Here is a 24672-nt window from a genome sequence, read left to right as displayed (position 1 = left end):
ACAAAGAACAAATTATGAAAAAAACACTACTTTTCTTTTCTTCCATTTCAGCAGTATTGATGGGTTTATTGCCTATGCATGCACAAAATTTACAAACCATGCCCGTGCAAACCGGTTTTAATGCCGACGTTGTTGCGAATGGTATTGGGAGTTCGGCCTTATCAACTTCAGCCGATGTGGATGGCGTGAATTACAATTTTGTAGCCCGTGATTTCCAATTGACATCGACTAGTGCTGCTTTGACGTATGGTTTACCAACTAACGGCTTAATTACAAGTGCAGTGGCATCACCAGCTGGATTAACCTATCAGTTGGCATCGTACAGTGCCAACAATGCTTTGCGTTTGCAAAACACCAATGATTCAGGAACTTTGGTTTTTACCACACCCTTAGCCGCGGTAAATTTATACATGTTGGCCACTTCAGGTAGTGGAGCTTCCACGGTTAATGTTACTGTAAACTATGTCGATACTACTACAGAAACCTTTACCAATTTGGCTTTGTCGGATTGGTATGGAGGGACCAACTTTGCGATTACAGCATTGGGTCGTATCAACCGTACCAATGATGTTTTAGAAACCGGAGGAGGTAATAATCCGAGACTGTATCAAATTCCGATCGCCATATCCGCTGCCAATCAATCCAAATTGATTCAAAGCGTTACCATTACAAAAACAGGTACCGGTGGAATACCCAATATTATGGCTTTTTCAGTCGATGCCTACACTTCTTGTTCTGGTCCGACAAACATTACCTATGTGTCTTCTAATGATGGAGGAACCTTGAGTTGGACGGCGCCGGCTAGTGCACCTTCTTCGGGTTATGATTATTATTACAGTACTTCAGCAACACCTCCAAACGATACGACTATACCTTCAGGAAGTGTCGCTGCAGGAGTGACATCAGTAACCTTAACCGGGTTACCTTTAGGAACAACCTACTATTTTTGGGTGCGTTCCAATTGTGGTAGTACACAAGGATTCTGGCAAATGAAAGTATTTACTACGGGTCAAATTGTGGTGACTTACACCAATGGCGATATCAACACAGAATATTCAACGGGGCCAACGTTGACCAGTACGACCGCTTGTCCAGGAACACTTACAGTGAATGTTCCAGCAGGCTATTATATCGCTTCTACCGATGTGGCCTACACAATGACTACAGCCAGTAACGGATGGATGAGTGAACAGCGTTCATTATTAGTATGTACTACAAACAACACTACTGAAGCAGCCATCACTTCGGGTGTAGGAGGAACTACTGGAACGTACACTTACAACCGTACGGGTTTAGGTTTGGCTAATAATTTAACGGGTGCGGTGAATTTTGAATTGCGTGCTTGGCGCACTTACGGCGGATCTGCTTGTAATGCCGATTATAATCGTGTGGATAATAATTCTTGGAAAGTTACCGTAACCTTGACCCAAAATATGGGTATAAATGAGGCAGCATCTACAAAAGTGAATATTTATCCTGTACCTTTTACTTCCGTTTTACATTTGACCAATGCCACCGAAATTCAATCGGTTACGTTTGCAGATACAACGGGTAAAATCATTCGTACAGTTGATAAACCACAAGATTCGATTCATCTAACCGATTTGCAATCAGGGTTGTATTTGGTTACCCTGCAAATGATTGATGGTTCCGTTCAATACACTAAAGTGATTAAAGAATAATTCAATAGTTGAATCATAAAAAATGGGTCTCAAAAGACCCATTTTTTTATGCTTTTTACTGAAATTTGATCAATTCCTACTGATCAGTGCCCACTGATCGCTACATACTGATCAATTCCTACTGATCAGTGTCCACTGATCGCTACATACTGATCATTACCTACTAATCAGTGTCCACTGATCACTACATGCTGTTAATGCGCTTCCAGCCAATCTACACCATATCCCATTTCAACTTCCAGCGGCACGGCCATTTGAAAGGCATTTTCCATTTCGTGTTTAATGAGCGGTTGAATGCGTTCTAATTCCGATTTGTGAACATCAAAAACCAATTCGTCATGCACTTGCAATAACATTTTGGATTGCCAGTTGTCGGTTTTCAATTTTCGGTGTATGTTGATCATGGCAATTTTGATAATGTCAGCAGCCGAACCTTGAATGGGTGCATTCACAGCATTGCGTTCTGCGGCACCACGTACCACAGCATTGGCCGAATTGATATCTTTTAAATAACGACGGCGACCCGAAATGGTTTCTACAAATCCGTTTTCACGGGCAAAATCGACTTGGTTTTGCATGTAGGATTTCAATTTCGGATAGGTTTGGTAATAGGCGTCGATTAAGGCTGCACTTTCGCTCCGACTCAAATTCGTTTGGTTGGATAATCCAAAGGCAGAAACTCCATAAATGATTCCGAAGTTGACCGTTTTGGCATTACTTCGTTGTTCTTTGGTCACTTCTTCTAAAGCGACATTGAATACTTTTGCAGCCGTACTTCTGTGAATATCCTCGTTGTTTTGAAATGCTTTTATCATGTTTTCCTCACCACTTAAGGCGGCGATAATGCGCAACTCAATTTGCGAGTAGTCGGCAGAAAGTAGCACGTAATCTTCGTTTTTGGCTACAAATGCTTTCCGAATTTGGCGTCCGCGTTCGGTGCGGATGGGAATATTTTGCAAGTTGGGGTTGTTCGAACTCAAGCGTCCCGTAGCAGCTACCGTTTGCATATAGTCCGTATGAACGCGTAAGGTTTTCGGGTCAACTTGATTGGGAAGAGCATCTACATAGGTGCTTTGTAATTTGACCAATTGGCGCCATTCTAAAATATCCCGCACGATTTGGTGTTCGTTGGCTAAATAGCTTAACACTTCTTCTCCTGTGGCATATTGGCCTGTCTTGGTTTTCTTTTGTTTGCTGCCGCCAATTTTTAGTTTGTCAAACAATACATCACCCAATTGTTTTGGAGACGCAAGGTTGAAGGTTTCACCAGCCGCTTCGTATATTTTTTGTTCCAAAGCTTTTACCTCTACAGCCATATCCGTTGACATGCTTTTGAGGTAATCCACATCGAGACGAATTCCTTCACGTTCCATATCGGCGAGGACTTGCACGAGCGGAATTTCGATTTCATCAAAAAGTTTTTTGGTACCCACCCGTTCCAGAATGGGTTGGAAATGTTCTTTCAATTGAAAGGTAATGTCGGCATCTTCAGCCGCATATTCTTTGATGGCTTCAAGTGGCACATCGCGCATGGACAACTGATTTTTCCCTTTTTTTCCAATTAATGTTTCGATGGATTGGGGTGAATACTGAAGGTACGTTTCACTCAACACGTCCATATTGTGGCGCATGTCGGGGTTAATCAAGTAATGCGCAATCATGGTGTCGAAGACTTTTCCTTGAATCGATACACCATAATTGGCCAATATTTTTAAATCGTATTTTATGTTTTGACCAATTTTCTCAATGGTTTCATTTTCGAAAAAGGGACGAAATTTATCAACCAATGTCTGCGCTTCATCGCGGTTTTCAGGCACAGGAACATAAAAAGCCTTTCCTTTTTCCCAAGCAAATGACATACCTACGAGTTCGGCCACATTGGCATCAATTCCCGTTGTTTCCGTATCAAAACAAACCGAAGATTGATTCAACATATTTTGCAATAATAATTTTACAGGTAAATCGCCTTGCACGATTTGGTAAAAATGGGAAGTTGTTGCTAAAGTCGCATAGTTGGAAAACGTTGGTGCATCTTCTTCATCGACAAAACCAAACAAGTCCATCTGATTTTCAGGCGCTTTTTTGGCAGGTGCTTTTTTGGCTACCGGCGTTGAACCTGTTGCCACTGTTGTGGTGTCAATTTCGTCGTATTCTTTCCCACTACCAAAGAGTTTGTCAAATTGCGTCTTCATCTGACGGAATTCCAATTCTTGAAACAGCGCATCGGTTTTTTCAATATCGGGTCGCGTGAGTTCGAAGGAATCTTCATCAAATTCAACCGGACAGTCGAGTAGGATAGTGGCGAGTTTTTTAGAAAGAATCCCTTGTTCCTTGTTGGCTTCAATTTTTTCTTTCAATGCTCCTTTCAATTTGTCGGTATTGGCCAAAAGATTCTCCATGGAACCGAATTCGGCCAACAGTTTTTTGGCAGTTTTTTCACCTACGCCAGGGAGTCCGGGAATATTATCCACCGCATCGCCCATCATTCCTAGGAAATCGATGACTTGAAGCGGGTCGGTGATTTCAAATTTTTGTTTGACTTCTTCCACGCCCCAGATTTCGATATCGTTCCCCATTCGGGCGGGACGGTACATGAAAATATTTTCAGAAACCAATTGTCCAAAGTCCTTATCGGGAGTGACCATGTAGACTTTGTAGCCTTTTTGTTCTGCTTTTTTTGCCAATGTCCCAATCAAATCGTCGGCTTCAAATCCGGCTTTTTCAATAATGGGAATGTGCATTGCATTTAACAACGCTTGAATATAAGGCACAGCAATTTTGATAGCTTCAGGGGTTTCGTCACGATTGGCTTTATAGTCAGTAAACATTTCCAAACGGTAATCGCTGCCTCCTTTATCAAAAGCTACGGCCAAATGATCGGGTTTCTCGCGTTTGATCACATCCATCAAGGAGTTCATAAACCCCATAATGGCTGAGGTGTCCATTCCTTTGGAGTTGATGCGCGGGTTTTTGATAAAGGCATAATACCCACGAAAAATAAGCGCGTAGGCATCGAGCAGAAATAATCGTTTTTGAGACATAATTAAAAATTTAAGGCAATTCCAATTCCTTTTTCATTGCTGATCAAATGTAAGGATTCAATATGAAATGCACTGTTTTGCGTTTGAATTTCTTGATTCATCAATTCTACGGCTTTTTTTATTTTTTTGGGATAACCCAATTTAATCGGTATCGCAACAGCTATCATTCCGAAACTGACAAAATACGCAATGTTGTTGGTGCTTTTTTGACTTACATTACCATTTTGGGATGGATGGTTTTGAATCATCGTATAATGTTTAATCATTAACGTAGCAACACCGCCATACAACAATACATTCCCCCAAGTTTGTTTGGCTTTACCTGAGTTGTAAAGTTCCATAATAGCTGTATTTGAACTGAAACTACTCTCGATATCACTTCGGGTTAGTTTTTGTTCACCATCAAAAATTCGACCGCCACTTCGATAGGTATACGGTGTTTGAGCGAATAGTGAGAAGGAAACACAACATAACAAAAGGCTGATACAATTTTTCATAATAATCGTTTTAGATGTTTTTTCAAAAATAGTAAACTTAATTATGAAAAAGATAAAAGGACAGCTCAAATAAATTCGGAATCAAATAAAGTGATTAGCGATTATTTTTTAGCCTCTAAAGCATTGATTCGTTGTTCAAGGTCTCTTATTTTATTGATTTCATTTTGCAATTTTTCCAATTCAATTTTTTGGTTTTCAATGATGACTTGTTGTTCTTGAACGGCTTTTACTAAGGGCATGATAAATTGACTGTAAGCAATTCCGTAATTATCAGTTGGGTTATTGGCATCAGGAATATGTAATCCATCAAAATTATAACCTAGATCGTTGCAGATTTTTTCCACATCTTGGGCTAAAAATCCTGTTCGAACAATCGCAGTTGATTTAGTGAAATCTTCGTTAGCTACCGTTTCGTGGTTTCGACTTTTATTCAGATGTTCCTCAAATTTTTTAGTGTCAAAGTTATAGGTAACAGGTTTTAATTTTTGAATAAAATCCAAACCAGGTACATTTTCTTGGATGTTGAATTTAAAACGCGCATCCGACGGGTTAGTGTAAGCAACTTGACCTTCAATTACGGTAACGGCGGTATTTCCAATTCGGACCTTTGCGGAGGAATTCACCACGGAATTAAATCCAATAGCAGTTGCATTAGATAACCCATCTGCTGAAACATCGGCTAAACGTCCCAAAGCAGTATTATTAGAACCAATAACATTGGTTGCTAAAGTTCCTCTACCTATGGCTGTATTCCCAAGTCCGCTGGTGTTGAATTCTAAAGAGGAATGTCCGATGGCAGTATTCAGATTCCCAGTCGATGTAAGAGAACCACTATTGGTTCCTATAAACGTATTTTGATTATTGGTTAAATCATCAACATTACCTGAACCTGCACCGACAAATACGGAACCCCCTGTGTTTTGTATGGAAAGTTGCCCTTGTTGAGTTAGCTTTAACTTGATAGTATTGTTGGTACGAAAATCCAAGTCTTGCGCATCAGTGGTTCCTATGAAATCAGTTCCTGACAGGGTCCCTGCATTTCCTGAGAGTTTCCAGTCGTTAGCGAAAGATGACAAATCCACTGTTTGTGTAGCCACACCGTCATTTTGAAGCGATAAATTCAGCGTATTTCCTGTCAAGCTAAAAACATCTGTAGCTTGGTTGTCGGAATCCGTTGGTAGATTCACCCATGAAACATTTCCAAGAGCATCGGTTTGCATGGTTTGACCATTGGTTCCTCTTGAAGCGGGCAAAATGTAATTGTTGGCAGTTGTAGTTCCAATAGAAGTTCTTCCCAGGAAGTAACCGGCATAACTACCTGTTTTCGTTACATCAGAATAAATTCCGTAATGGGTACCGGGGGATGAATTATTAATCCATATTTTTTCACCATACTTTTCTCCCATTCCAGTATTAGTAATAATTGTACCAACACCAATAATTTCTCCGTTACTGATTCCTCCAAATGAATTGTCAACTCCTAAATAACCTCCATTTCCATCGCCATTAAAATTATTACTTACTCCAGTTTTTTGAGAATTAGAAAAAGTCCAATTAAAATTTGATAGGCCAACGAATGATCCTAACACCATACCACTTAATACATTTTCATAACCAATAATATTACCTATACAGCTTGTAGATGGATAAACATAGTTACTGTTCCCTATTAAATTTACATTACCTGTTGAATAAGATGTTGTAAGGTTACCATATTCTGTTATTGCAGCTCCAGAGTTATTGGTAAAAAATTGATTAGTTATTGCTGCTTTGCTGGGGGCGTTTCCAGTTACATTGTTTAAAATACCAGTTGAGAAGTTGTTATTGTTGTTTGTAGTAAGGACATTGTAGATTCCGTTTTTTGTACCCGAAGTCGCATTGTTGTTTTCCAAGTTCAAAGTATTCAATTTAGCGTTTGCTACGATATCAATTTTTGCTGTTGCCGCAGTCGCTTTACCAATTGATACATCTCCACCTGTGTAGATATTATCTAGTATAGAATCAGCCGGAGTCAATCCGCCTACTTCATACCAATCATGGTCTTTTAAAGGTGATAAATCCACCGTTTGTGTCGCCACTCCATCATTCTGTAATGATAAGTTTAAAGTTGTTCCTGTCAAACTAAAAATATCTGTTGCCTGATTATCAATAGACGATAAGTTTAAGGTTTGTGTGGCTACAGCATCGTCTTGAAGTGAAATGTTTAAGGTGTCACCCGTCAACGATAATACATCAATTTGTTGGTCATCGGTGTCTGTAGTTATTGTCGGACTAACCCATGAAACATTTCCACTGCCGTCGGTTTGCATAATTTGACCATTAGTTCCTCTCGAAGGAGGTAAGATATAACTATTGCCAGCAGTTGTTCCAATGGAAACATTTCCTAAAAAGTAACCTGCATAACTTCCTGTCTTTAACACATTCGAATATAATCCATAATGTGTTCCGCCAGCCGTTGAGAGAATAGTATTGTAAACTCCATATTTGGTACCACTTCCACTTCCAGAAATATAATTATATACTCCATAGTTAGTTCCACTTCCAGTACCAGCAAACAAATTATTAAGGCCATATCGGTCTCCATTTGAAGTAGAATTTTCATAATTATCCACACCAATAAAATCGCCCACAAATGAATTAGCTATGAAAGAGTTTCGAATTCCGAATGAGTTAGTGTTTGTGTCTGTTGATGTTCCGTTAAAAATATTGTACATCACAAAACGATTGTTGTTTCCGCTTGAATTGTCTGTCGTTTTAATCATAGAACCAACACCTCCAAACCCCGTGAATATTCCACTATGATTTATTTCAATACCGGTTTTAGTTCCTGAAGTTGAATTGATGTCAACATTTACGCCAATAGGGTTTGCAGAGAATGTATTATTGACATCCAAACTAATTATTTTTGAAGCATTATCGATATCCAATACTCCAGTTGCAGCGGTATTTGTTCCTATAGTGACGCTTCCTTGTTTATAGATATTGTCGGTAATTAAATCGGGTTGGCTCGTGCCGCCCACTTCATACCAATCATGATCTTTTAATGGTGATAAATCTACGGTTTGAGTGGCTACACCGTCGTTTTGCAAAGAAAGATTAAGTGTGTTTCCTGTTAAACTGAACACATCAGTAGTTTGATCGTCAGTGTCGGTATCAACTACAGAGTTTACCCAAGAAACATTTCCACTGCCATCGGTTTGCATAATTTGACCATTAGTTCCTCTAGATGTAGGTAAAATATAGTTATTGCTTGTGGTGGTTCCGATGGAAACATTTCCTAAAAAATAGCCCGCATAACTTCCTGTCTTTAACACATTTGAATATAATCCATAATGTGTTCCGCCTGCGGTGTTAGAGATGTAATTATACGTTCCGTATTTATCACCCGATCCAGTACCGGTTAAAGAATTGCTGATACCGTAATGTATGCCGTTTCCTATTCCTGAAAAACTGTTTTCCAAACCGGTAACTGCCCCATTGTAATTGTTCGAAGAATTCGAAATACCGGTTGCGCTTCCGGAGCTGGATCCGTTAAAACTATTTACAACTCCAAACGAAGGCGTTGAACCCCCATTAGTGAAAGAATTTAGCATTCCATAACCCCAAGCATTTGTTGTGGAAGCAAATGAATTGTTCACACCATATAATACAGCATAATAATTTGAAGTGCTTTTGAAATCGTTTTTCAAACCAGTAATTGTAGTGGAAATACTGGATGAAGTTCCGCTAAAATCGTTGTTGATAGCGGTTCGGTTGGTGTTGCCGACCATATTATCCGTATTTTGAATGAACGAATTGGTTCCTGTAGCCGCCGTACCATTGAATTGGGTTTTTACCCCTGTTTTTCCCGCTGCATTTGATGTTAAATTTAAATCAATTCCTATTGGATTGGTGGCAAAAGTGTTGTTGATGTCAACGCTCGTTGTCTTGGTTGCATTGTCAATATCCAAAACACCAGTTGCTGCTGTATTGGTTCCGATGGATAAAGTTCCCTCGGTATACTTGTTGTCGGATATAGAATTGGGTGCTGTGGTTCCGCCTACTTCGTAGATGTCATGATCGCTTCCGTTGAGGGTAGATGGATTTACCCAAGTTGCATTTCCTGTTGAATCGCTTTGCAAAATGTAATTTGCGGTTGCGCCAGAAGTCATTTGAAAATTGGTGGTTGACGTTTTTCCGCCAACAGTCAAACGATTCCCAGTTATTGGATTGGCTCCTAAACCCGTTTCGCCATTTTTTAAAATGACTAAAGCATTGCTTCGTTCAGAAAGTTGAGTAATATAATCACTATTGCTATCAATTCCATTTCCAACAACAAAAAGGCGATCAGTTGCACTACTTGGGAAACTGTTTACCGTATTTATAGGCGTATAATCAGTAGCGCCAATACCAATAACGGTTTCGCCAAAACTGCGAGCATAATTGTCATTGCCCAAAGCTGTTGAAGCGACGCCACTAGCTACGGAACGATAGCCAAAAGCAGTTGAGGCAACACCACTGGCGCTATTAAATATTCCGGCCACAAATGCCGCATCGCTAGTTGCATAACTAACTGATCCAAATGCTGCACTACTACTACCAGAAGCTGTGGTTGAGCCTCCAAAAGCAACGGAATTGCTTCCACTTGCTATTACATTTTGACCCAATGCCATAGAATAATTACCAATATTGACATCATCCCATTGTGTTCCGTTAACATTGCCAGCTCTGAAAGCCGCTTTTTTTGGGTTGAAATACATTTTGGTTCCAGCACCACTTGGTGCCACTGCACCATTGCCAAATATTCCTGTAGTTACCAAACCATCAGTTCCGTTTATAGTTACTGCTCCGGCATCGGCGGTAATAGTTCTTCCAACTCCTGCGCCACCTTGGTCATACGATTGGTCGAGTGTGTTGCCAGTTCCCGATTGCGTAATCGGCATCCATTGTGTTCCATTAAAAAAGTAAAAACCAACTCCGTTTCCTCCTGTAGTTGCTGCGTTGGTGTTCCAAATGAGCAAACCAGTTGCAGCCGTGTTGGTTCCGTCTAGAGAAGTTGTAGCAACACTTGTTAGGCTAACTCTAGGGACCAAAACACCTTTGTCAGTTGAGGTAATATCGAGCATTGATGATGGGTCTGGATTGGTTGTGTTTACACCAACTTGTGAAAAACAAAATGTGGGGATAAGAATAAAAAGGAAATATACTATTCGTTTCATGGATTGTTCGTTGCTAAAAATTATGATGAAATAAAATTGGAATCAAGGTGACATTGTACAAGCGTTTTGAGAATCCTTTCAAAACAATTTTCTTGTCTTTGGAACTAATCCTATCACTATATACGGGTTTGTTGTCTTTAGAAGTTATGATAATTTCAAACATACCTTCTGTTAAAGTAGAAAGGATGATTTGATTTTTCTCTTTAAATAAAAACATATTTTTTTAAGTAAAGCTATAGAATTCAATAGCTTACTTTAGGCCCATTTGGGTGAATTGCCCGGAAAATTTAGTGAGTGAAGTATTTTTTAAAGTAAAGGAAATTAGAGCAAATTGATGTGTTTCATCAGTTCTTCTTTATTAGAAGCGCTCATTGGTACTTTGTTTTTTTCAATAAAAATGTAACCGTCTTGGAGTGATTTTATTTTAGAAACATTGATTACATACGAACGATGCACGCGGATAAACTTGTGTTGGGGTAATTTTTCTTCAACACTTTTTAGGGTATGACTGATAAGGTGTTTTTGATTGGAGGTATATAGATTGCAATAGTTGTCAAATGCCTCTAAATACAGTATATCATCCAATTCAATTTTGATGAGTTCGCCTTTGTTTTTAACAAAAAATGAATTCATTTCTTCATTTGAAGATACCGATTGTTTTTGAACTTTGTTTTTATATAACGCTAGTTCAATATTCGATTTTAATGTTTTTTCATTGAAAGGTTTCACAATAAATCCTGCGGGGTCTGTTTGTTTCACGCGTTCCAACGTGTTATTGTCAGAATGAGAAGTCAAGAAAATGAAGGGTACATCTGATTTTTTTTTCAAATGATTGACCATTTCTATGCCGTCCATTTTACCTTCTAAGGTAATGTCAACTAAGATTAAATCGGGTTCCAATTCTTGAATATCAAACAATGCTTCTTTGCCATTATCCGTAATTCCAATTATAGAATATCCCTCTTTTTCTAAAACTGTTTTTATGGTTTCAGAAATAAGGGGTTCATCTTCGACGATATATATTTTGGTTGGAAGCAAACTAGTTCAGTTTTTCAAATTTATGAATTTCCATAATAAAATGGGTGCCTTTTTCAAGTTCAAATGAAATCTTTCCTTTCAGTTTTTTGGCTAAGGCCGTGATTAGCTTTATTCCAAATGAATTGTCGCTTATTTCATTGGAAAATCCGATACCGTTATCCATTACTTTTAGTAAGTACATGTCATTTGACTTTTTAAATTCCAATTCTATCTTTGGATTGCTGATCGTTGGAGGAAAAGCATGTTTAATACAATTGGTTATCACTTCATTGATTATCAGTCCTAGCGGAGTAATCGTATCAATCGAAAAAACACAACTTTCAACTTGAAGTGATAATCCTAAATTTGAAATTGAATCCGTTTGGTTTTCGATGATGTCGGTTACAAGATCTTCAATATATTCCTTAGCATCTATCCCTATAAGTTGATCTTTACTGTATAACTTTTGATGAATTAATACCATTGATTTTACACGGTTTTGCGCTTCTTTTACTGCTAATGCTGCCTCTTTGTCTTTCATGTTTTCCGATTGCAAATACAAAAGACTAGAGACAATTTGAAAGCTGTTTTTTACACGGTGATGTGTCTCTTTTAATAGAATGTTTTTTTCATCAACAGCGATTTCGAGTAATTTTTTTTGTTTTGAAAGTGTTCTTTTCTGGTGTATCGTGAGTCCGATAAGTAATAAAAGAACTAAAACGAAAACTGAAATGAATCCTATGAGATAAATCAACTTTTGTTTTTCTTTCTTGTTTCTAAGGATTTCTTGTTGCTTTTTTTCCGTTTGATATTTAGTTTCCAAATCATAAACTATATCATCACGCTGTTGTACTTTTAAACTGTCATAAATTTTGATATACTCATTGTTGAATTTAAGTGCGTTTTTATAATCGCCAATTGTTGCAGTTACTTCGCTAATTGATTTTAGCAGTATGCTTTTATCTCTAAGATCAGTGGTTTGTTCGTATGTAGTTAATGCTTTGGGTAGAATTGATTTCAAACCATTCAATTGTTTTGCGCCAATTTTTGCATCCAAATAATAAGAAAAGTCAATGGCGTCAGGATTTTGGTTGTCCAAAACCAATGGTTCGAGATATTGTATCGCCTCTTCAAATTTTTTTTCACGAATTTTTAAATTTCCCAAGTTTGCTAAAATGGCGTTATGTAAAATTACAGTGGAAGGTAGAGAAAGTGCTTTTTGATATAATTCGTTAGCCTTTTTGTAATTGTTTGTTGAAGAATAAATGGAAGCTAAATTGACCATGCTACGTACTTGAAGCATAGTATCTTTTGCTTTTATAGATAGCGGTATGGCCTTTAAATAATAGTGTTTGGCTTTCTGGTAATTGTCGGTGACATGGAACAAGACGCCTAAATCATGATAAAGATTATGAATATAGTCTATGTTTTGTTTTTCACAAATTTTTATTGCCTCAAGAAACTTTGAAGCCGCTAAATTATAATTACTTTTTACGAAGTTTTGAAAATTTCCCTCAGCTTCAAGTAATACAACTTTGTTTGTGGGTTTTAAATGACCATTTGTAATTATTTTTCTGCAAGTTTTAAAATAATATAATGCACTGTCGTTTTCATTCTCAGTAAGGTTTATTGCTTTTTTTAAATTAAAATCAAAGTCTTTTTGAGCATTTTGGGAAATTGTTAAAAAAGGCATAAACAGAAAAATCAAAAGCAATTGTTCGAGTTTTGAATAAAAAAAAATTCTATAGGTTGAAATTTTCATAGCGTTGCCTTCTAAGTGTTCTGTTTGATAAATAATGTTTCAGATGGATTAAAATGTTAAATTAAATAATAAAACGTATTGTTTCTTATTGTAGTCCAATATTTTTGCACTTTATTTTAATTATGAAAACTCGATTTTTAATCGTTCTCACCATTCTGCTTGCCGTAGTCGCTTTGGTAGAAGTGTATACGTTTCAGGTAGTGAAAACCTTATTCAGACCGCGCTGGGTGCATTGGAGTTATGTATTGCTGTCGGTTTTGGTATACGGCATCTTTTTTTATAATCTTCTCACTTTCGATCGAAAAGTTGGTCAAACACAAGCCACATTAATGGCGACCGGATTGTTTTTGTTGTTTACGGTGCCCAAATTATTGATTGTTCCGGTGCTGTTTTTTGAAGATGTCATCCGTGTATTTATTTGGATTAAAGACTTAATTGGTAATTCGGATTCGAGTCCGGTGACCTTTACCGAGCGTAGAAAATTTGTAAGTCAAATTGCTCTTGGAATTGCAGCGGTTCCGTTTTTGTCACTTTTCTACGGAATGACCAAAGGAAAATACAATTTTAAAGTTCGAAAAGAAACCCTGCATTTTCCAGATTTACCGAACGAGTTTGACGGATTTACACTCACACAAATCTCCGATATTCACAGTGGGAGTTTTGACGATGCCGAGAAAATTCAGCACGCCATCGATTTAATCAATGCACAAGAATCCGATTTGTTATTGTTTACAGGTGACATTGTAAACAATCATGCCGATGAAATGGAACCTTGGATTGCGATGTTTAAATCCATTCGCCCGCATACGTATGGGAAATTTTCCGTTTTAGGGAATCACGATTATGGTGAATATTTGGATTGGGATTCTCCGAAAGAGAAAGAACAAAATTTTCAAAACATTAAAGATTTACACCAAAAAATTGACTTTAAATTGTTGCTGAATGAACATGTAAAATTGCAGAAAGACGCGGCTTCTTTGGCGTTGGTAGGAGTTGAAAATTGGGGTGTAAAATTTAAAAAAGCAGGCGATTTGGCCAAAGCAGGCGCGGGACTAACGGCTGAAGATTTTAAGATTCTAATGTCGCATGACCCCAGTCATTGGGATGTAGAAGTCAAGAACCATCCCGATCATTATCAGCTTACTTTATCAGGTCACACCCATGGATTTCAATTCGGTATCGAAATTCCAGGGTGGTTAAAATGGAGTCCGGTGAAATATGTCTACAATCAATGGGCAGGATTGTATGAGAATGCCAGTCGGTACATTTACGTCAATCGCGGATTTGGATTCCATGCCTATCCCGGTCGCGTAGGAATTATGCCTGAAATTACGGTAATTGAACTAAAAAAAGGCAAGAGTATCGCATAATTTGTTAAAAATACTACATTTGTATTCTAATTTTTCTTTACTTTGAGTAGAGAACCCTAAAAACCGATTGATTATATGTCGAAATTTGGAGAACTTATCAATGCGCAAGTGCCGGTTTTGATTGACTTTTATACCGAATGGAATGAGTCATCAGTATCGATGCATCCCGTGATTCGCGATGTAGCTGCCGCGTTAGGCGATAAGGCAAAGGTGATCAAAATTGATGTAGATAAAAATCAAGAATTAGCAGAAGCGCTTCGTATTAAAGGTTTACCTACGTTGATGATTTACAAAAATGGTCAAATGGTTTGGAGACAATCGGGTGAGTTGGACGCCAATTCGCTCATTAATATTGTCAACGACCAACTTTAGGTCAGACTTTCGCTACGAAACCCGTTTTCATTAAGATATTGTAAAGCCTTGGGCAATACCACTTTCAGGTTGCCGAAGGCTTTTTTGCTATCATGGAAAACGATAATACTACCCGATTCCACATTTTTAGTTATTGTGTTTAGACAAAAATCGGGACTTTTAGTAGTATCCCAATCGTAAGTGATAATGTCCCACATAATTATTTTAAACCCTTTTTTACGTAATGCTCTTACTTGGCCAGGCTTCAATTTTCCATACGGTGGACGAAAAAGTACAGGTGATACACCAAGGGTACTTTTGATTTGTTGAGTGCCTAATTCTGTATTGGCAATATAAGTATCGGTGTTTTTTTGCCATCCATTCCAATGGTTGAACGTATGGTTCCCGATGGTGTGGCCTTCTTTGAGAATGTTTTGAGCCGTTTCAGGATATTTGCGAATATTGTCACCAATCAGAAAAAAAGTCGCTTTAAAATGATATTTCGCCAATTCCTCCAGAACCCAATCCGTGATTTCTGGTGTTGGTCCATCGTCAAAGGTAAGGTACACCACTTTTTCCGTATTGGGTACTTCCCAAATCAGGTTTGAAAAAATGCGTTTTACCCAGCGAGGTGTTTTTATCCAAAGTATATTCATTATTCAAATGTAAAAAAAAGTGCCCCGTTTGGAGCACTTTTCATTTATTCTGTTGGTCGGTTAAACAACCCTTTGAAGCGGTTGTTATAACTGTTGAACGTTGGACGTTGTTTATTGTATTCGTCTACATCTCCATTTTTCTTCATGGTTTTGAGTAGACTGCGGTAGCGTTCAATCGCTGAGATGATATCGGTAGCCATGAAATTTTTGTCATTTACACTGAACGTGCTGTAATACAATAATTCCTGTTGGTATTTCCCGATTAAGCGATTGGCCAATTCCCGTGCTTTTTGTTTTTCATTCACTTTATAGTAACCATTTACAAATGGCTCTAAAGTCAGGTAATAACCGTAATAATCCAAAGGCATTTTATCCAGCGCTAATGCAATGATGTTTTTCGCTTCTTTTGTTTTGCCTTCAGCTATTAATTGATCCATGGTGCGCGACATATTTCCACGGTAGGAAATACAATTGCGTCTGGTTTCTGGGTCGTGATAAATGGTAGTCAATTCACCATTACCCCATTTCCAATTCATGATTAAGGGATACATTTTATCGGTGTCAATTTGGCCCATATCGGGATAATTGTCTTCGTTTACAGGAGTTTTGATGGGGACTAATTTATACACCATTCCGTCCAATTGTAAATAATCTTTCATCCACAAATAATCGTCATCACCAAAACTACCTGGACTGAAATAAATTGGGCGTTTCCAGTTGTTGTTGCGCAATATATCCAACATGATCAAGCGATTTTTGTACAATGCACCGCCTTTGATATCGACATCAATATAAGGCACGATAGAATCACTTTGTTTCGCATTCACGATTTTGTGTTTCAAAATGGACGCTTTATCAATTGGAATTCTGACTTTATTCGTTGGGAAAAAATGAAGACGGTGACCGTTTTGCATTTCGATAGTCGTAATCGTGTCTTCGCTTTTGGCAAATTCTAAGAAATCATTCAGGTTCCAACGGTTCTCCGTTTGTTTGTGGAATAAAATAACATCGCGGTTATCGGCTACAATTTGGTTATGGGTAAACGAAATAGGTAATCCGTCAGAATCATAAACCTTTTGTTTCATTTGATCAATGTACCAATCGGTCATTAACAAACTGGTGTTTACGATACGAACATCGGTTCGGTAGCCTTCAATTTCTTGCGCATACCAAAGCGGGAAGGTGTCGTTATCACCTATGGTAAATAATATAGCATTCTTGTCACAAGAATCCAAATAATTTTTAGCCATTGCAATTGCGGTATAACGGTTAGAACGATCGTGATCATCCCAGTTTTGAGCCGCCATAAGCACCGGTGAAGCTAGTAAGGAAAGACTCAATGAAGCAATAGCCGCAGTTTTGGCATTGATTTTCTCTGCTAAAAGTTCGTACAAGGCATACACCCCAAATCCGACCCATAAAGCGAAAACATAGAATGAACCTACTAACGCATAATCCCTTTCACGAGGTTCAAACGGACGTTCGTTAAGATATATTTTCAAGGCTAATCCGGTGAATAAAAACAAGGCCAATACCACATAAAACGATTTTAAATCGCGTTGCGCATGGTATAAGAATCCGAGTAATCCTAAAAAGAAGGGAAGGAAATAATAGAAGTTTCTTCCTTTGTTGTTTTTCACATCATCGGGTAAATTGTCTTGTGAGCCCACGTGCATTTCATCAATCGCTTTGATTCCGCTCATCCAGTTGCCATCCAAGGCGTCATAGCGACCTTGGTTGTCGTTTTGACGACCAACGAAATTCCAAAGCAAATAACGGCCATACATATACCCAAATTGGTATTCAACCATAAAGCTAATGTTGCTCCAGAAACTTGGTTTTTCAACGTCAAGGTATTCGCTGTAGTATTTTATGAAGTTAATGTAATCGTCATTGTCCATTTGTTTTTGGTTGTAGGCTTGACGAAACGCAGCTACTTCTTCCACTAGTTTTTCGCTATCGGCATATTCGGGTTTGATTTTAAAATTGGGCACTCCTACAAAATTCACATAGCCTTTCACATTGTCATTGCTCCATAAACGAGGTAAAATAGCGCGGTGGTTGCTGTTGGAGTTTTGTTCAGCATCTTTGTAGTTGTTGACAATTACATATTTGCCTGTTTTAAGGTCTCTTTCGTAGTTCGGACTCTTATCCAAATACGGTTGTTCTTCGTCAGCACCTGCGAACATGTCGGTGTATTGTGGCCCATAGAATAAAGGGTTGACACCATATTGCTCTCGGTTGTAATACGCCAAAACTTCAGCCGCATCGGAAGGGTTATTTTCGTTAATCGGTGTATTGGCATTGGCGCGAAGAGGCAACATGATCCAAGTGGAGAATCCAATCAAAACAAAAAGCACACATAGCAAACCCGTGTTTACAGCCGCTAGATTTTTTTGTTGGGTATAACGTAAGCCAAAATAGAAAAGACCTATGATTAACAAGAAAGCGAAAATCGTTCCTGAATTAAAAGGTAAACCAAAGGTGTTTACCATAAATATTTCTGTTTTCGCAAAGAAAGCAAGGGTATAGGGTAATAATAATTTGAAGATAAACAACAAGATGGCAATGATGATAACATTGGCCAAAATGAAATTCTTTATTGTGATTTTTGGATAATTTTTAAAATAATACAAGAATCCAATTGAAGGTAGGGTAAGTAAAGCCATAAAATGGACACCAAAGGTGAGTCCGATGATCAAACTAATCAATATTAGCCATTTATTTCCTTTTGGGGTATGCATTTCTTGTTCCCAGCGCAATCCTAGCCATAACAGTAGTGCAATCATGAACATGGCCATGGCATACACTTCTGCTTCAACGGCATTGAACCAAAAACTATCCGAAAACGTAAAGGTTAAAGCTCCAATAAAAGAAGATCCTAAAATTACTTTAGTATTTGTGTCGTTCAATTCGCTGTAGGAACCTACTACTTTACGCAATAAAATGGTAGAAGACCAAAACATGAATAAAATAGTAAAGGCGCTTGAAAATACGGACATCATGTTTACCATCAAGGCGATGGTTTCTTTGCTAAATGAGAACATGGCAAAAAATGCGCCCAACATTTGGAACAAAGGTGCTCCGGGTGGGTGGCCAACTTCAAGATTGGCAGCAGTAGCAATATACTCTCCACAATCCCAAAAACTCATGGTGGGTTCTACAGTCAGACTATAGGTCAGTAGGGCAATTCCGAAGGCGGACCATCCCATAATGGTATTCCACTTTTTAAAGTCGAAAGGCGTCATAAATTGGCTTTAGTATTAATGATGCAAAGAAACTATTTTTTTGCGTATTGGTCTATCGGTTAACAAAAAATTCTAAAAAACTGATTTACACAAGTTCAACTAACGCAAGCCCAATGTTTTTAGTGTAAAGGCGAAATATTTTGGCAAAAAATATTTAAAACACTTGCTTTAAATAAAAAATGTATTAAATTTGCACCCGCAATAATGGTCTATGGTGTAACGGTAACACTACTGATTTTGGTTCAGTCATTCAAGGTTCGAATCCTTGTAGACCAACAGAAAGCCCGACAGAAATGTTGGGCTTTTTTGTTTTTGTCAATAAAAAAAGCCTCCGAAGAGGCTTGTGTGTATAAAGTCTATGGATTAGATTTTAAACGTTACTACAGGACGAGTCGCGTGATTTACTAAATCTTCACTGATGCTTCCATTGAAAAAGTGAGCTAATCCTTTTCTTCCGTGGGTACTCATTCCAATCAAATCAGCATTGATGCTGTTAGCAAAGTTTAAAATTCCTTTTTCAACATTGGTTTCATTATAAATATGCGTTTCATATTTGTTGACCTGGAAACCACTTATAAAGCTATCAATCGTAGCTTGTGAAGTTGCAGTAGATTTAAAGTTGTTGGGGGTGTTGATCATCACTAGGTGTAATGTGGCTCCAAATTTATTGGCAAAATCAACGGCTTTGCTGAATGGTTTTTTAGCTTCTTCTGCAAAATCAGAGGCAAAAACAAATTTGTCCACATTGAATTCACCTTGTTCTTTTTTGATGATTAAAACGGGCACTTCAGAATTACGTACTACTTTCTCTGCGTTCGATCCGATAAACATTTCTTTGTACCCACTGGCACCATGTGAACCCATCACAATCAAGTCAACGTCGTTTAGTCGGCTAATGTTTAAAATGCCTTCAAAAGCCATTTCAAATTGAATTACTTCAGAAACCTTAATGCCTTCCAAGTAGTCAGCGTCCATTAATTCTTCTAATTTATTGATAGCAGCGTTTTTGAAAAACATTAATTCAGGGATATCGTGACCTGTGCTAATTGCGTCGCTACCTTCGTGAGGTAATTCCAACATGTGTAATAAGATGATTTCACCGTTGTTTTTACGGGCAATTTGCGCAGCTACTTTTAATGCATATTCGGCATGGTCTGAAAAATCCGTTGGGATAAGAATTTTTTTCATTGTAAGAATAATTATATAATGTTCATTTATTTCTACCCTAAAGGTACAAAAAATTAATCATCTGTAAGTGTTTTTTTAAAATAAAAAATTGCTATATTTGCACCGTTATTTAACAAATGATGAATAATGAGGGAAGCAATGCTTCCCTCTTTTTATACCGAATTATGACCTTTAAGGAAAAAGTAATGCAACTTTTGGAGGCTGGATTGGCTGAAAAACCGGAGTTGTTTTTGATAGACGTTTCGATTTCAGATAGTTACAAAATTAGTGTAACTTTGGACGGTGACAATGGTGTTTCGTTGCAAGATTGTATGGATATCAGTCGAGCTGTTGAACACAACTTGGATCGTGAGGAACAAGATTTTTCTTTGGATGTTGCCTCAGCAGGAGTGGGTTCGCCTTTGAAGTTGGTTCGCCAATACAAAAAAAACATCGGTCGACCTTTAATTGTTAAAACCGTTTCGGGTGAAAAAATTGAAGCGGACTTGCAATCGGTGGATGAGGAAAAAATTACCTTAACCTGGACGGCGCGTGAGCCCAAGCAAATTGGAAAAGGAAAAGAAACGGTAACCAAAGTGTTGGATTTACCTTATACAGAAATTAAAGAAGCAATTGTTACAATAAAATTTTAATACATCAATATAATGGAAAATATTGCCTTAATCGAATCATTTTCTGAATTTAAAGATGACAAGTTGATTGATCGCGTTACGCTGATGGCCATCCTAGAAGATGTTTTTCGTAATGCCTTGAAAAAGAAATACGGTTCAGATGATAATTTTGATATCATTATCAATCCTGATAAGGGAGATATGGAGATTTGGAGAAACCGTGTCGTGGTTGCTGATGGAGAGGTAGAAGATCCCAACTCACAAATCGAACTTTCAGAAGCGCGTCGTATTGAGCCCGACTTTGAAGTAGGTGAAGATGTTTCGGAAGAGGTTAAATTAATTGATTTAGGTCGTCGTGCCATTTTGGCTTTGCGTCAGAATTTGATTTCAAAGATTCACGAACACGATAACACCAATTTATACAAACAGTTTAAAGATATTATCGGAGAAATTTACACGGCTGAGGTGCACCACGTTCGCCCAAAAGTTGTAATTTTAGTGGATGATGATGGTAATGAAATTGTATTGCCAAAAGAAAAACAGATTCCTTCTGACTTTTTCCGCAAAGGAGATAATGTAAAAGGAATTATCGAAAATGTAGAATTGAAAGGAAATAAACCACAAATTGTGATGTCGCGTACATCGGAAAAGTTCTTGGAAAAATTATTTGAACAAGAAATTCCAGAGGTTTTCGACGGATTAATCATAATTAAGAAAGTGGTTCGTATTCCGGGTGAAAAAGCAAAAGTAGCGGTTGATTCTTATGACGATCGTATTGATCCAGTAGGGGCATGTGTGGGGATGAAAGGTTCTCGTATTCACGGAATTGTTCGTGAATTAGGAAACGAAAATATTGACGTGATTAATTTCACTACTAATCCATCTTTATTGATTTCAAGAGCCTTGAGTCCGGCTAAAGTTTCTTCCATTAAATTGAATGAAGAAACAAAATCTGCCGAAGTATTTTTAAAATTAGAAGAAGTTTCCAAAGCGATTGGTCGTGGCGGACAAAATATTAAATTAGCAAGTCAATTAACCGGTTTCGAATTGGATGTGATTCGTGAAGGTAACGTTGCTGAAGATGATGATGTTGAATTGACTGAATTCTCAGACGAAATCGATGGTTGGATCATTGATGAATTTGCTAAAATTGGTTTGGATACGGCAAAAAGTATCTTGAAACAAGAAGTAGCAGATTTAGCGCGTCGTACGGATTTAGAAGAAGAAACCATTATCGAGGTAATGCGTATTTTAAAAGAAGAGTTTGAAGACTAATTGCTTGCTCAAAACAAAGAACAGAACTTAATAACACTATATGTCTGACGAAAGAAATATTAGAATTAATAAAGTTTTACGAGAATTAAACATTTCTCTGGATCGCGCTGTGGATTTTTTGAAAGAAAAAGGAATTTCTATTGATTCCAATCCTAACGCAAAAATCTCAGAGAAAGAGTTTGATATTCTTCAAAATCAATTTGCAGGTGACCGCGGAAACAAGGAAGCGTCCAAAGGGGTAAGTGAAGAAATTCGTAAAGAAAAAGAAGCCTTGCGTCTGGAGCGTGAGCGCGAAATTGAAGAAAAAAGAAAACAGGAAGAAGAACGTCAGAAGCAGGAAGTTATTAAGGCTAAAGCTGTTGTTAGCGGTCCCAAAGCAATTGGTAAAATTGAATTGGAACCCAAATCTGTTCCCGCTCCTGAGACTGAAGCGCCTAAAGCGGTTGAAACAGAAAAGGTAGCTGAAACGCCTAAAGTTGAAGTTGCACCCGTAGTTACGCCTCCAGCAGTAACAACCACAGAAGATGGAAAAGAGGAGCAATACAAAACCATTTACACCAAGTTAACTGGTCCTGTAGTTGCTGGTGAAAAAATTGACTTGACAAAATTTGAAAAGCCTAAAAAGAAAAAAGAAGAAGGTAATTCAAATAATAACAACGATAGTCAAAATAAAAATAAACGCAAACGTATTCAAGCCAAACCGGATGCTAAACCTGGCACTCCTGGAAATAACCAAGGTGGAAACTCCAATAATAATAACAGAAATGGAGGTCCCGGTAATAATAAATTTGGTAACAAACCCGGTTTTCAAAAAGGCGGAAATCGTCAAGCTGTAGTTCAAAAAGTTGAGCCAACAGAAGAGGAAGTTAAAAACCAAATTAAAGAAACCTTGGAGCGTCTTCAAGGGAAAGGAAATAAATCCAAAGCGGCTAAATACCGTCGCGAGAAACGAGATACACACCGTCAGCGTTCAGAAGATGAAATGCAGGCAATGGAAGAAGGTAGCAAAGTATTAAAAGTTACTGAATTCGTTACTGTTGGTGAAATTGCAAGTATGATGGATGTGCCAATTACCAAAGTGATTGGAACGTGTATGTCTTTGGGAATCATGGTAACCATGAACCAACGTTTAGACGCAGAAACACTTTCAATCGTTGCAGATGAGTTTGGATATGAAGTGGATTTTGTAACCGCAGAAATCGAAGAATCGATCAAGGTTGTAGAAGATACGGAAGAAGATTTAGTGCCAAGAGCACCTATCGTTACCGTAATGGGTCACGTTGACCACGGTAAAACTTCATTACTGGATAATATTCGTAAAACAAATGTTATCGCAGGTGAATCGGGAGGGATTACACAACACATTGGTGCTTATGCTGTAACTTTAGAGAATGGAAAGAAAATCGCATTCTTAGATACACCAGGTCACGAGGCGTTTACCGCGATGCGTGCACGTGGTGCTCAAGTGACAGACGTAGCAGTAATCGTTTGTGCTGCGGATGACGACATCATGCCGCAAACCAAAGAAGCGATTAGTCACGCACAAGCTGCCGGAGTACCAATGGTTTTTGCAATCAATAAAGTGGATAAACCCGCTGCAAATCCAGAGCGTATTAAAGAACAATTGGCGCAAATGAATTTGCTTGTGGAAGACTGGGGTGGAAAATACCAATCCCATGAAATTTCGGCTAAGTTTGGTCAAGGTGTGAATGAGCTTTTGGAAAAAGTATTGTTGGAAGCTGAAATTTTAGATTTAAAAGCAAATCCAAATAAACCTGCTATCGGAACCGTTGTGGAAGCACAATTGGATAAAGGTAGAGGATATGTATCTACTGTATTAGTGCAAGCGGGTACTTTACGTGTGGGCGATTACGTTTTAGCTGGTAAAAACCACGGTAAAGTAAAAGCCATGTATGATGAACGTGGACATAGTATTAAAGAAGCAGGTCCGTCAACGCCAATTTCAATTTTAGGATTGGATGGTGCGCCAACGGCAGGTGATAAATTCAATGTGTTTGAAGATGAACGTGAAGCGAAACAAATTGCAGCGAAACGTACACAGTTAATTCGTGAACAATCGGTTCGTACACAGAAGCACATTACGTTGGCCGAAATTGGTCGTCGTATCGCATTGGGTCAGTTTAAAGAATTAAATATTATTTTGAAAGGGGACGTGGATGGTTCAGTAGAAGCGCTTTCGGATTCCTTCTCAAAATTGTCAACCGAAGAAATTCAAATCAACATTATCCTGAAAGGAGTTGGTGCTATTACAGAATCTGATGTAATGTTGGCTTCTGCATCGGATGCGATTATCATCGGGTTTAACGTACGACCTGCGGGAAGTGCAAAACAATTAGCCGAAAAAGAAGAAATTGATATCCGTCATTATTCGATCATCTATGATGCGATTGATGATTTGAAAGATGCGATGGAAGGTATGTTGTCTCCTGAATTAAAAGAAGAGATTACAGGTACAGCTGAAATCCGTGAAACGTTCAAAATCTCAAAAGTAGGAACTATTGCTGGTTGTATGATTACAGACGGTAAAGTGTTTAGAAATTCTAAAATTCGTTTAATTCGTGAAGGAGTGGTTATTTACACGGGTGAGTTAACAGCTTTAAAACGCTTCAAAGATGATGTGAAAGAAGTTTCAAAAGGATACGATTGTGGTATTCAAATTAAAAACTACAATGACATTCAGTTGAATGATGTGATTGAAGCTTTCCACGAAGTTGAAGTCAAAAAGAAATTGAAATAATACAATTAAAAAACCCCG

At 38.0% G+C, this 24672-nt stretch carries 14 protein-coding genes and 1 tRNA gene; 7 read left to right on the top strand and 8 right to left on the bottom strand.

Annotated elements, in window-relative coordinates; genetic code table 11:
• The first annotated feature begins 14 nt into the window (after positions 1 to 14).
• Entirely contained in the window at positions 15 to 1682 is a 1668-nt protein-coding gene (locus EQG61_RS01165) for a T9SS type A sorting domain-containing protein (RefSeq protein ID WP_129460041.1), read from the top strand.
• Positions 1683 to 1876: 194 nt separating this feature from the next.
• Here EQG61_RS01165 and polA read toward each other — a convergent pair whose 3' ends face one another.
• The 5 genes from polA to EQG61_RS01140 form a co-directional block, all read right to left on the bottom strand.
• Complete coding sequence (gene polA, locus EQG61_RS01160) at positions 1877 to 4726, bottom strand: DNA polymerase I (RefSeq protein WP_164974881.1); 2850 nt, start codon at positions 4724 to 4726, stop codon at positions 1877 to 1879.
• A complete protein-coding gene (locus tag EQG61_RS01155) occupies positions 4726 to 5220 on the bottom strand; it encodes a hypothetical protein (protein WP_129460039.1) in 495 nt (164 codons plus the stop codon). The genes polA and EQG61_RS01155 overlap by 1 nt, the downstream gene beginning before the upstream one ends.
• A 101-nt stretch (positions 5221 to 5321) precedes the next feature.
• Positions 5322 to 10418 carry a tail fiber domain-containing protein gene (locus tag EQG61_RS01150; RefSeq protein ID WP_129460038.1) on the bottom strand — a complete coding sequence of 1699 codons (5097 nt, stop codon included), beginning with the start codon at positions 10416 to 10418 and terminating at the stop codon, positions 5322 to 5324.
• Positions 10419 to 10739: 321 nt separating this feature from the next.
• The gene (locus tag EQG61_RS01145; RefSeq protein WP_129460037.1) at positions 10740 to 11456 is read right to left on the bottom strand and encodes a LytR/AlgR family response regulator transcription factor; all 717 of its coding nucleotides are present in this window, start codon (positions 11454 to 11456) and stop codon (positions 10740 to 10742) included.
• A 1-nt stretch (position 11457) separates the two neighbouring features.
• Complete coding sequence (locus EQG61_RS01140; RefSeq protein WP_129460036.1) at positions 11458 to 13197, bottom strand: tetratricopeptide repeat-containing sensor histidine kinase; 1740 nt, start codon at positions 13195 to 13197, stop codon at positions 11458 to 11460.
• A 122-nt stretch (positions 13198 to 13319) separates the two neighbouring features.
• Here EQG61_RS01140 and EQG61_RS01135 point away from each other — a divergent pair, with 122 nt between their 5' ends.
• Positions 13320 to 14567, top strand: coding sequence for a metallophosphoesterase (locus tag EQG61_RS01135; protein WP_129460035.1), 1248 nt, complete (start codon positions 13320 to 13322; stop codon positions 14565 to 14567).
• Positions 14568 to 14642: 75 nt separating this feature from the next.
• A complete protein-coding gene (locus EQG61_RS01130) occupies positions 14643 to 14939 on the top strand; it encodes a thioredoxin family protein (RefSeq protein ID WP_129460034.1) in 297 nt (98 codons plus the stop codon).
• Here the strand turns inward: EQG61_RS01130 and EQG61_RS01125 are convergent.
• Positions 14936 to 15574 carry a polysaccharide deacetylase family protein gene (locus EQG61_RS01125; RefSeq protein ID WP_129460033.1) on the bottom strand — a complete coding sequence of 213 codons (639 nt, stop codon included), beginning with the start codon at positions 15572 to 15574 and terminating at the stop codon, positions 14936 to 14938. The genes EQG61_RS01130 and EQG61_RS01125 overlap by 4 nt on opposite strands.
• 44 nt (positions 15575 to 15618) lie before the next feature.
• Positions 15619 to 18822 carry a glycosyltransferase family 117 protein gene (locus EQG61_RS01120; RefSeq protein WP_129460032.1) on the bottom strand — a complete coding sequence of 1068 codons (3204 nt, stop codon included), beginning with the start codon at positions 18820 to 18822 and terminating at the stop codon, positions 15619 to 15621.
• Between the two features lie 205 nt (positions 18823 to 19027).
• Between EQG61_RS01120 and EQG61_RS01115 the strand changes: the two genes are divergently transcribed.
• Positions 19028 to 19098, top strand: a tRNA-Gln gene (locus EQG61_RS01115).
• Positions 19099 to 19185: 87 nt separating this feature from the next.
• Here the strand turns inward: EQG61_RS01115 and EQG61_RS01110 are convergent.
• Positions 19186 to 20010 (bottom strand): universal stress protein, encoded by an 825-nt coding sequence (locus EQG61_RS01110; RefSeq protein WP_129460031.1) that lies wholly within the window; start codon positions 20008 to 20010, stop codon positions 19186 to 19188.
• Positions 20011 to 20174: 164 nt separating this feature from the next.
• On the opposite strand from EQG61_RS01110, the gene rimP reads away from it, so the two are divergent.
• Genes rimP through infB form a run of 3 tightly spaced genes read left to right on the top strand, consistent with a single transcriptional unit; the run spans position 20175 to position 24654 of the window.
• Positions 20175 to 20642 carry a ribosome assembly cofactor RimP gene (gene rimP, locus EQG61_RS01105; protein ID WP_129460030.1) on the top strand — a complete coding sequence of 156 codons (468 nt, stop codon included), beginning with the start codon at positions 20175 to 20177 and terminating at the stop codon, positions 20640 to 20642.
• A 12-nt stretch (positions 20643 to 20654) separates the two neighbouring features.
• Positions 20655 to 21896, top strand: coding sequence for a transcription termination factor NusA (gene nusA, locus EQG61_RS01100; protein WP_129460029.1), 1242 nt, complete (start codon positions 20655 to 20657; stop codon positions 21894 to 21896).
• Between the two features lie 40 nt (positions 21897 to 21936).
• On the top strand, positions 21937 to 24654 hold the full coding sequence (gene infB, locus EQG61_RS01095) for a translation initiation factor IF-2 (protein ID WP_129460028.1): 2718 nt from the start codon (positions 21937 to 21939) through the stop codon (positions 24652 to 24654).
• The last annotated feature ends 18 nt before the right edge of the window (positions 24655 to 24672 follow it).

It is taken from the genome of Flavobacterium stagni (assembly GCF_004122105.1).
Lineage (GTDB): Bacteria > Bacteroidota > Bacteroidia > Flavobacteriales > Flavobacteriaceae > Flavobacterium > Flavobacterium stagni.
The sequence above is the reverse complement of the archived record's forward strand: the minus strand, read 5'-3'. Positions and strand labels throughout refer to the sequence as shown.

Bases quoted from the DNA above. Each gene is read 5' to 3' on its own strand.
- EQG61_RS01135 (WP_129460035.1), top strand. From the start codon at position 13,320: ATGAAAACTCGATTTTTAATCGTTCTCACCATTCTGCTTGCCGTAGTC.
- EQG61_RS01140 (WP_129460036.1), bottom strand. From the start codon at position 13,197: ATGAAAATTTCAACCTATAGAATTTTTTTTTATTCAAAACTCGAACAA.
- EQG61_RS01165 (WP_129460041.1), top strand. From the start codon at position 15: ATGAAAAAAACACTACTTTTCTTTTCTTCCATTTCAGCAGTATTGATG.
- EQG61_RS01110 (WP_129460031.1), bottom strand. From the start codon at position 20,010: ATGAAAAAAATTCTTATCCCAACGGATTTTTCAGACCATGCCGAATAT.
- EQG61_RS01155 (WP_129460039.1), bottom strand. From the start codon at position 5,220: ATGAAAAATTGTATCAGCCTTTTGTTATGTTGTGTTTCCTTCTCACTA.
- EQG61_RS01150 (WP_129460038.1), bottom strand. From the start codon at position 10,418: ATGAAACGAATAGTATATTTCCTTTTTATTCTTATCCCCACATTTTGT.
- infB (WP_129460028.1), top strand. From the start codon at position 21,937: ATGTCTGACGAAAGAAATATTAGAATTAATAAAGTTTTACGAGAATTA.
- EQG61_RS01130 (WP_129460034.1), top strand. From the start codon at position 14,643: ATGTCGAAATTTGGAGAACTTATCAATGCGCAAGTGCCGGTTTTGATT.
- nusA (WP_129460029.1), top strand. From the start codon at position 20,655: ATGGAAAATATTGCCTTAATCGAATCATTTTCTGAATTTAAAGATGAC.
- EQG61_RS01120 (WP_129460032.1), bottom strand. From the start codon at position 18,822: ATGACGCCTTTCGACTTTAAAAAGTGGAATACCATTATGGGATGGTCC.
- rimP (WP_129460030.1), top strand. From the start codon at position 20,175: ATGACCTTTAAGGAAAAAGTAATGCAACTTTTGGAGGCTGGATTGGCT.
- EQG61_RS01125 (WP_129460033.1), bottom strand. From the start codon at position 15,574: ATGAATATACTTTGGATAAAAACACCTCGCTGGGTAAAACGCATTTTT.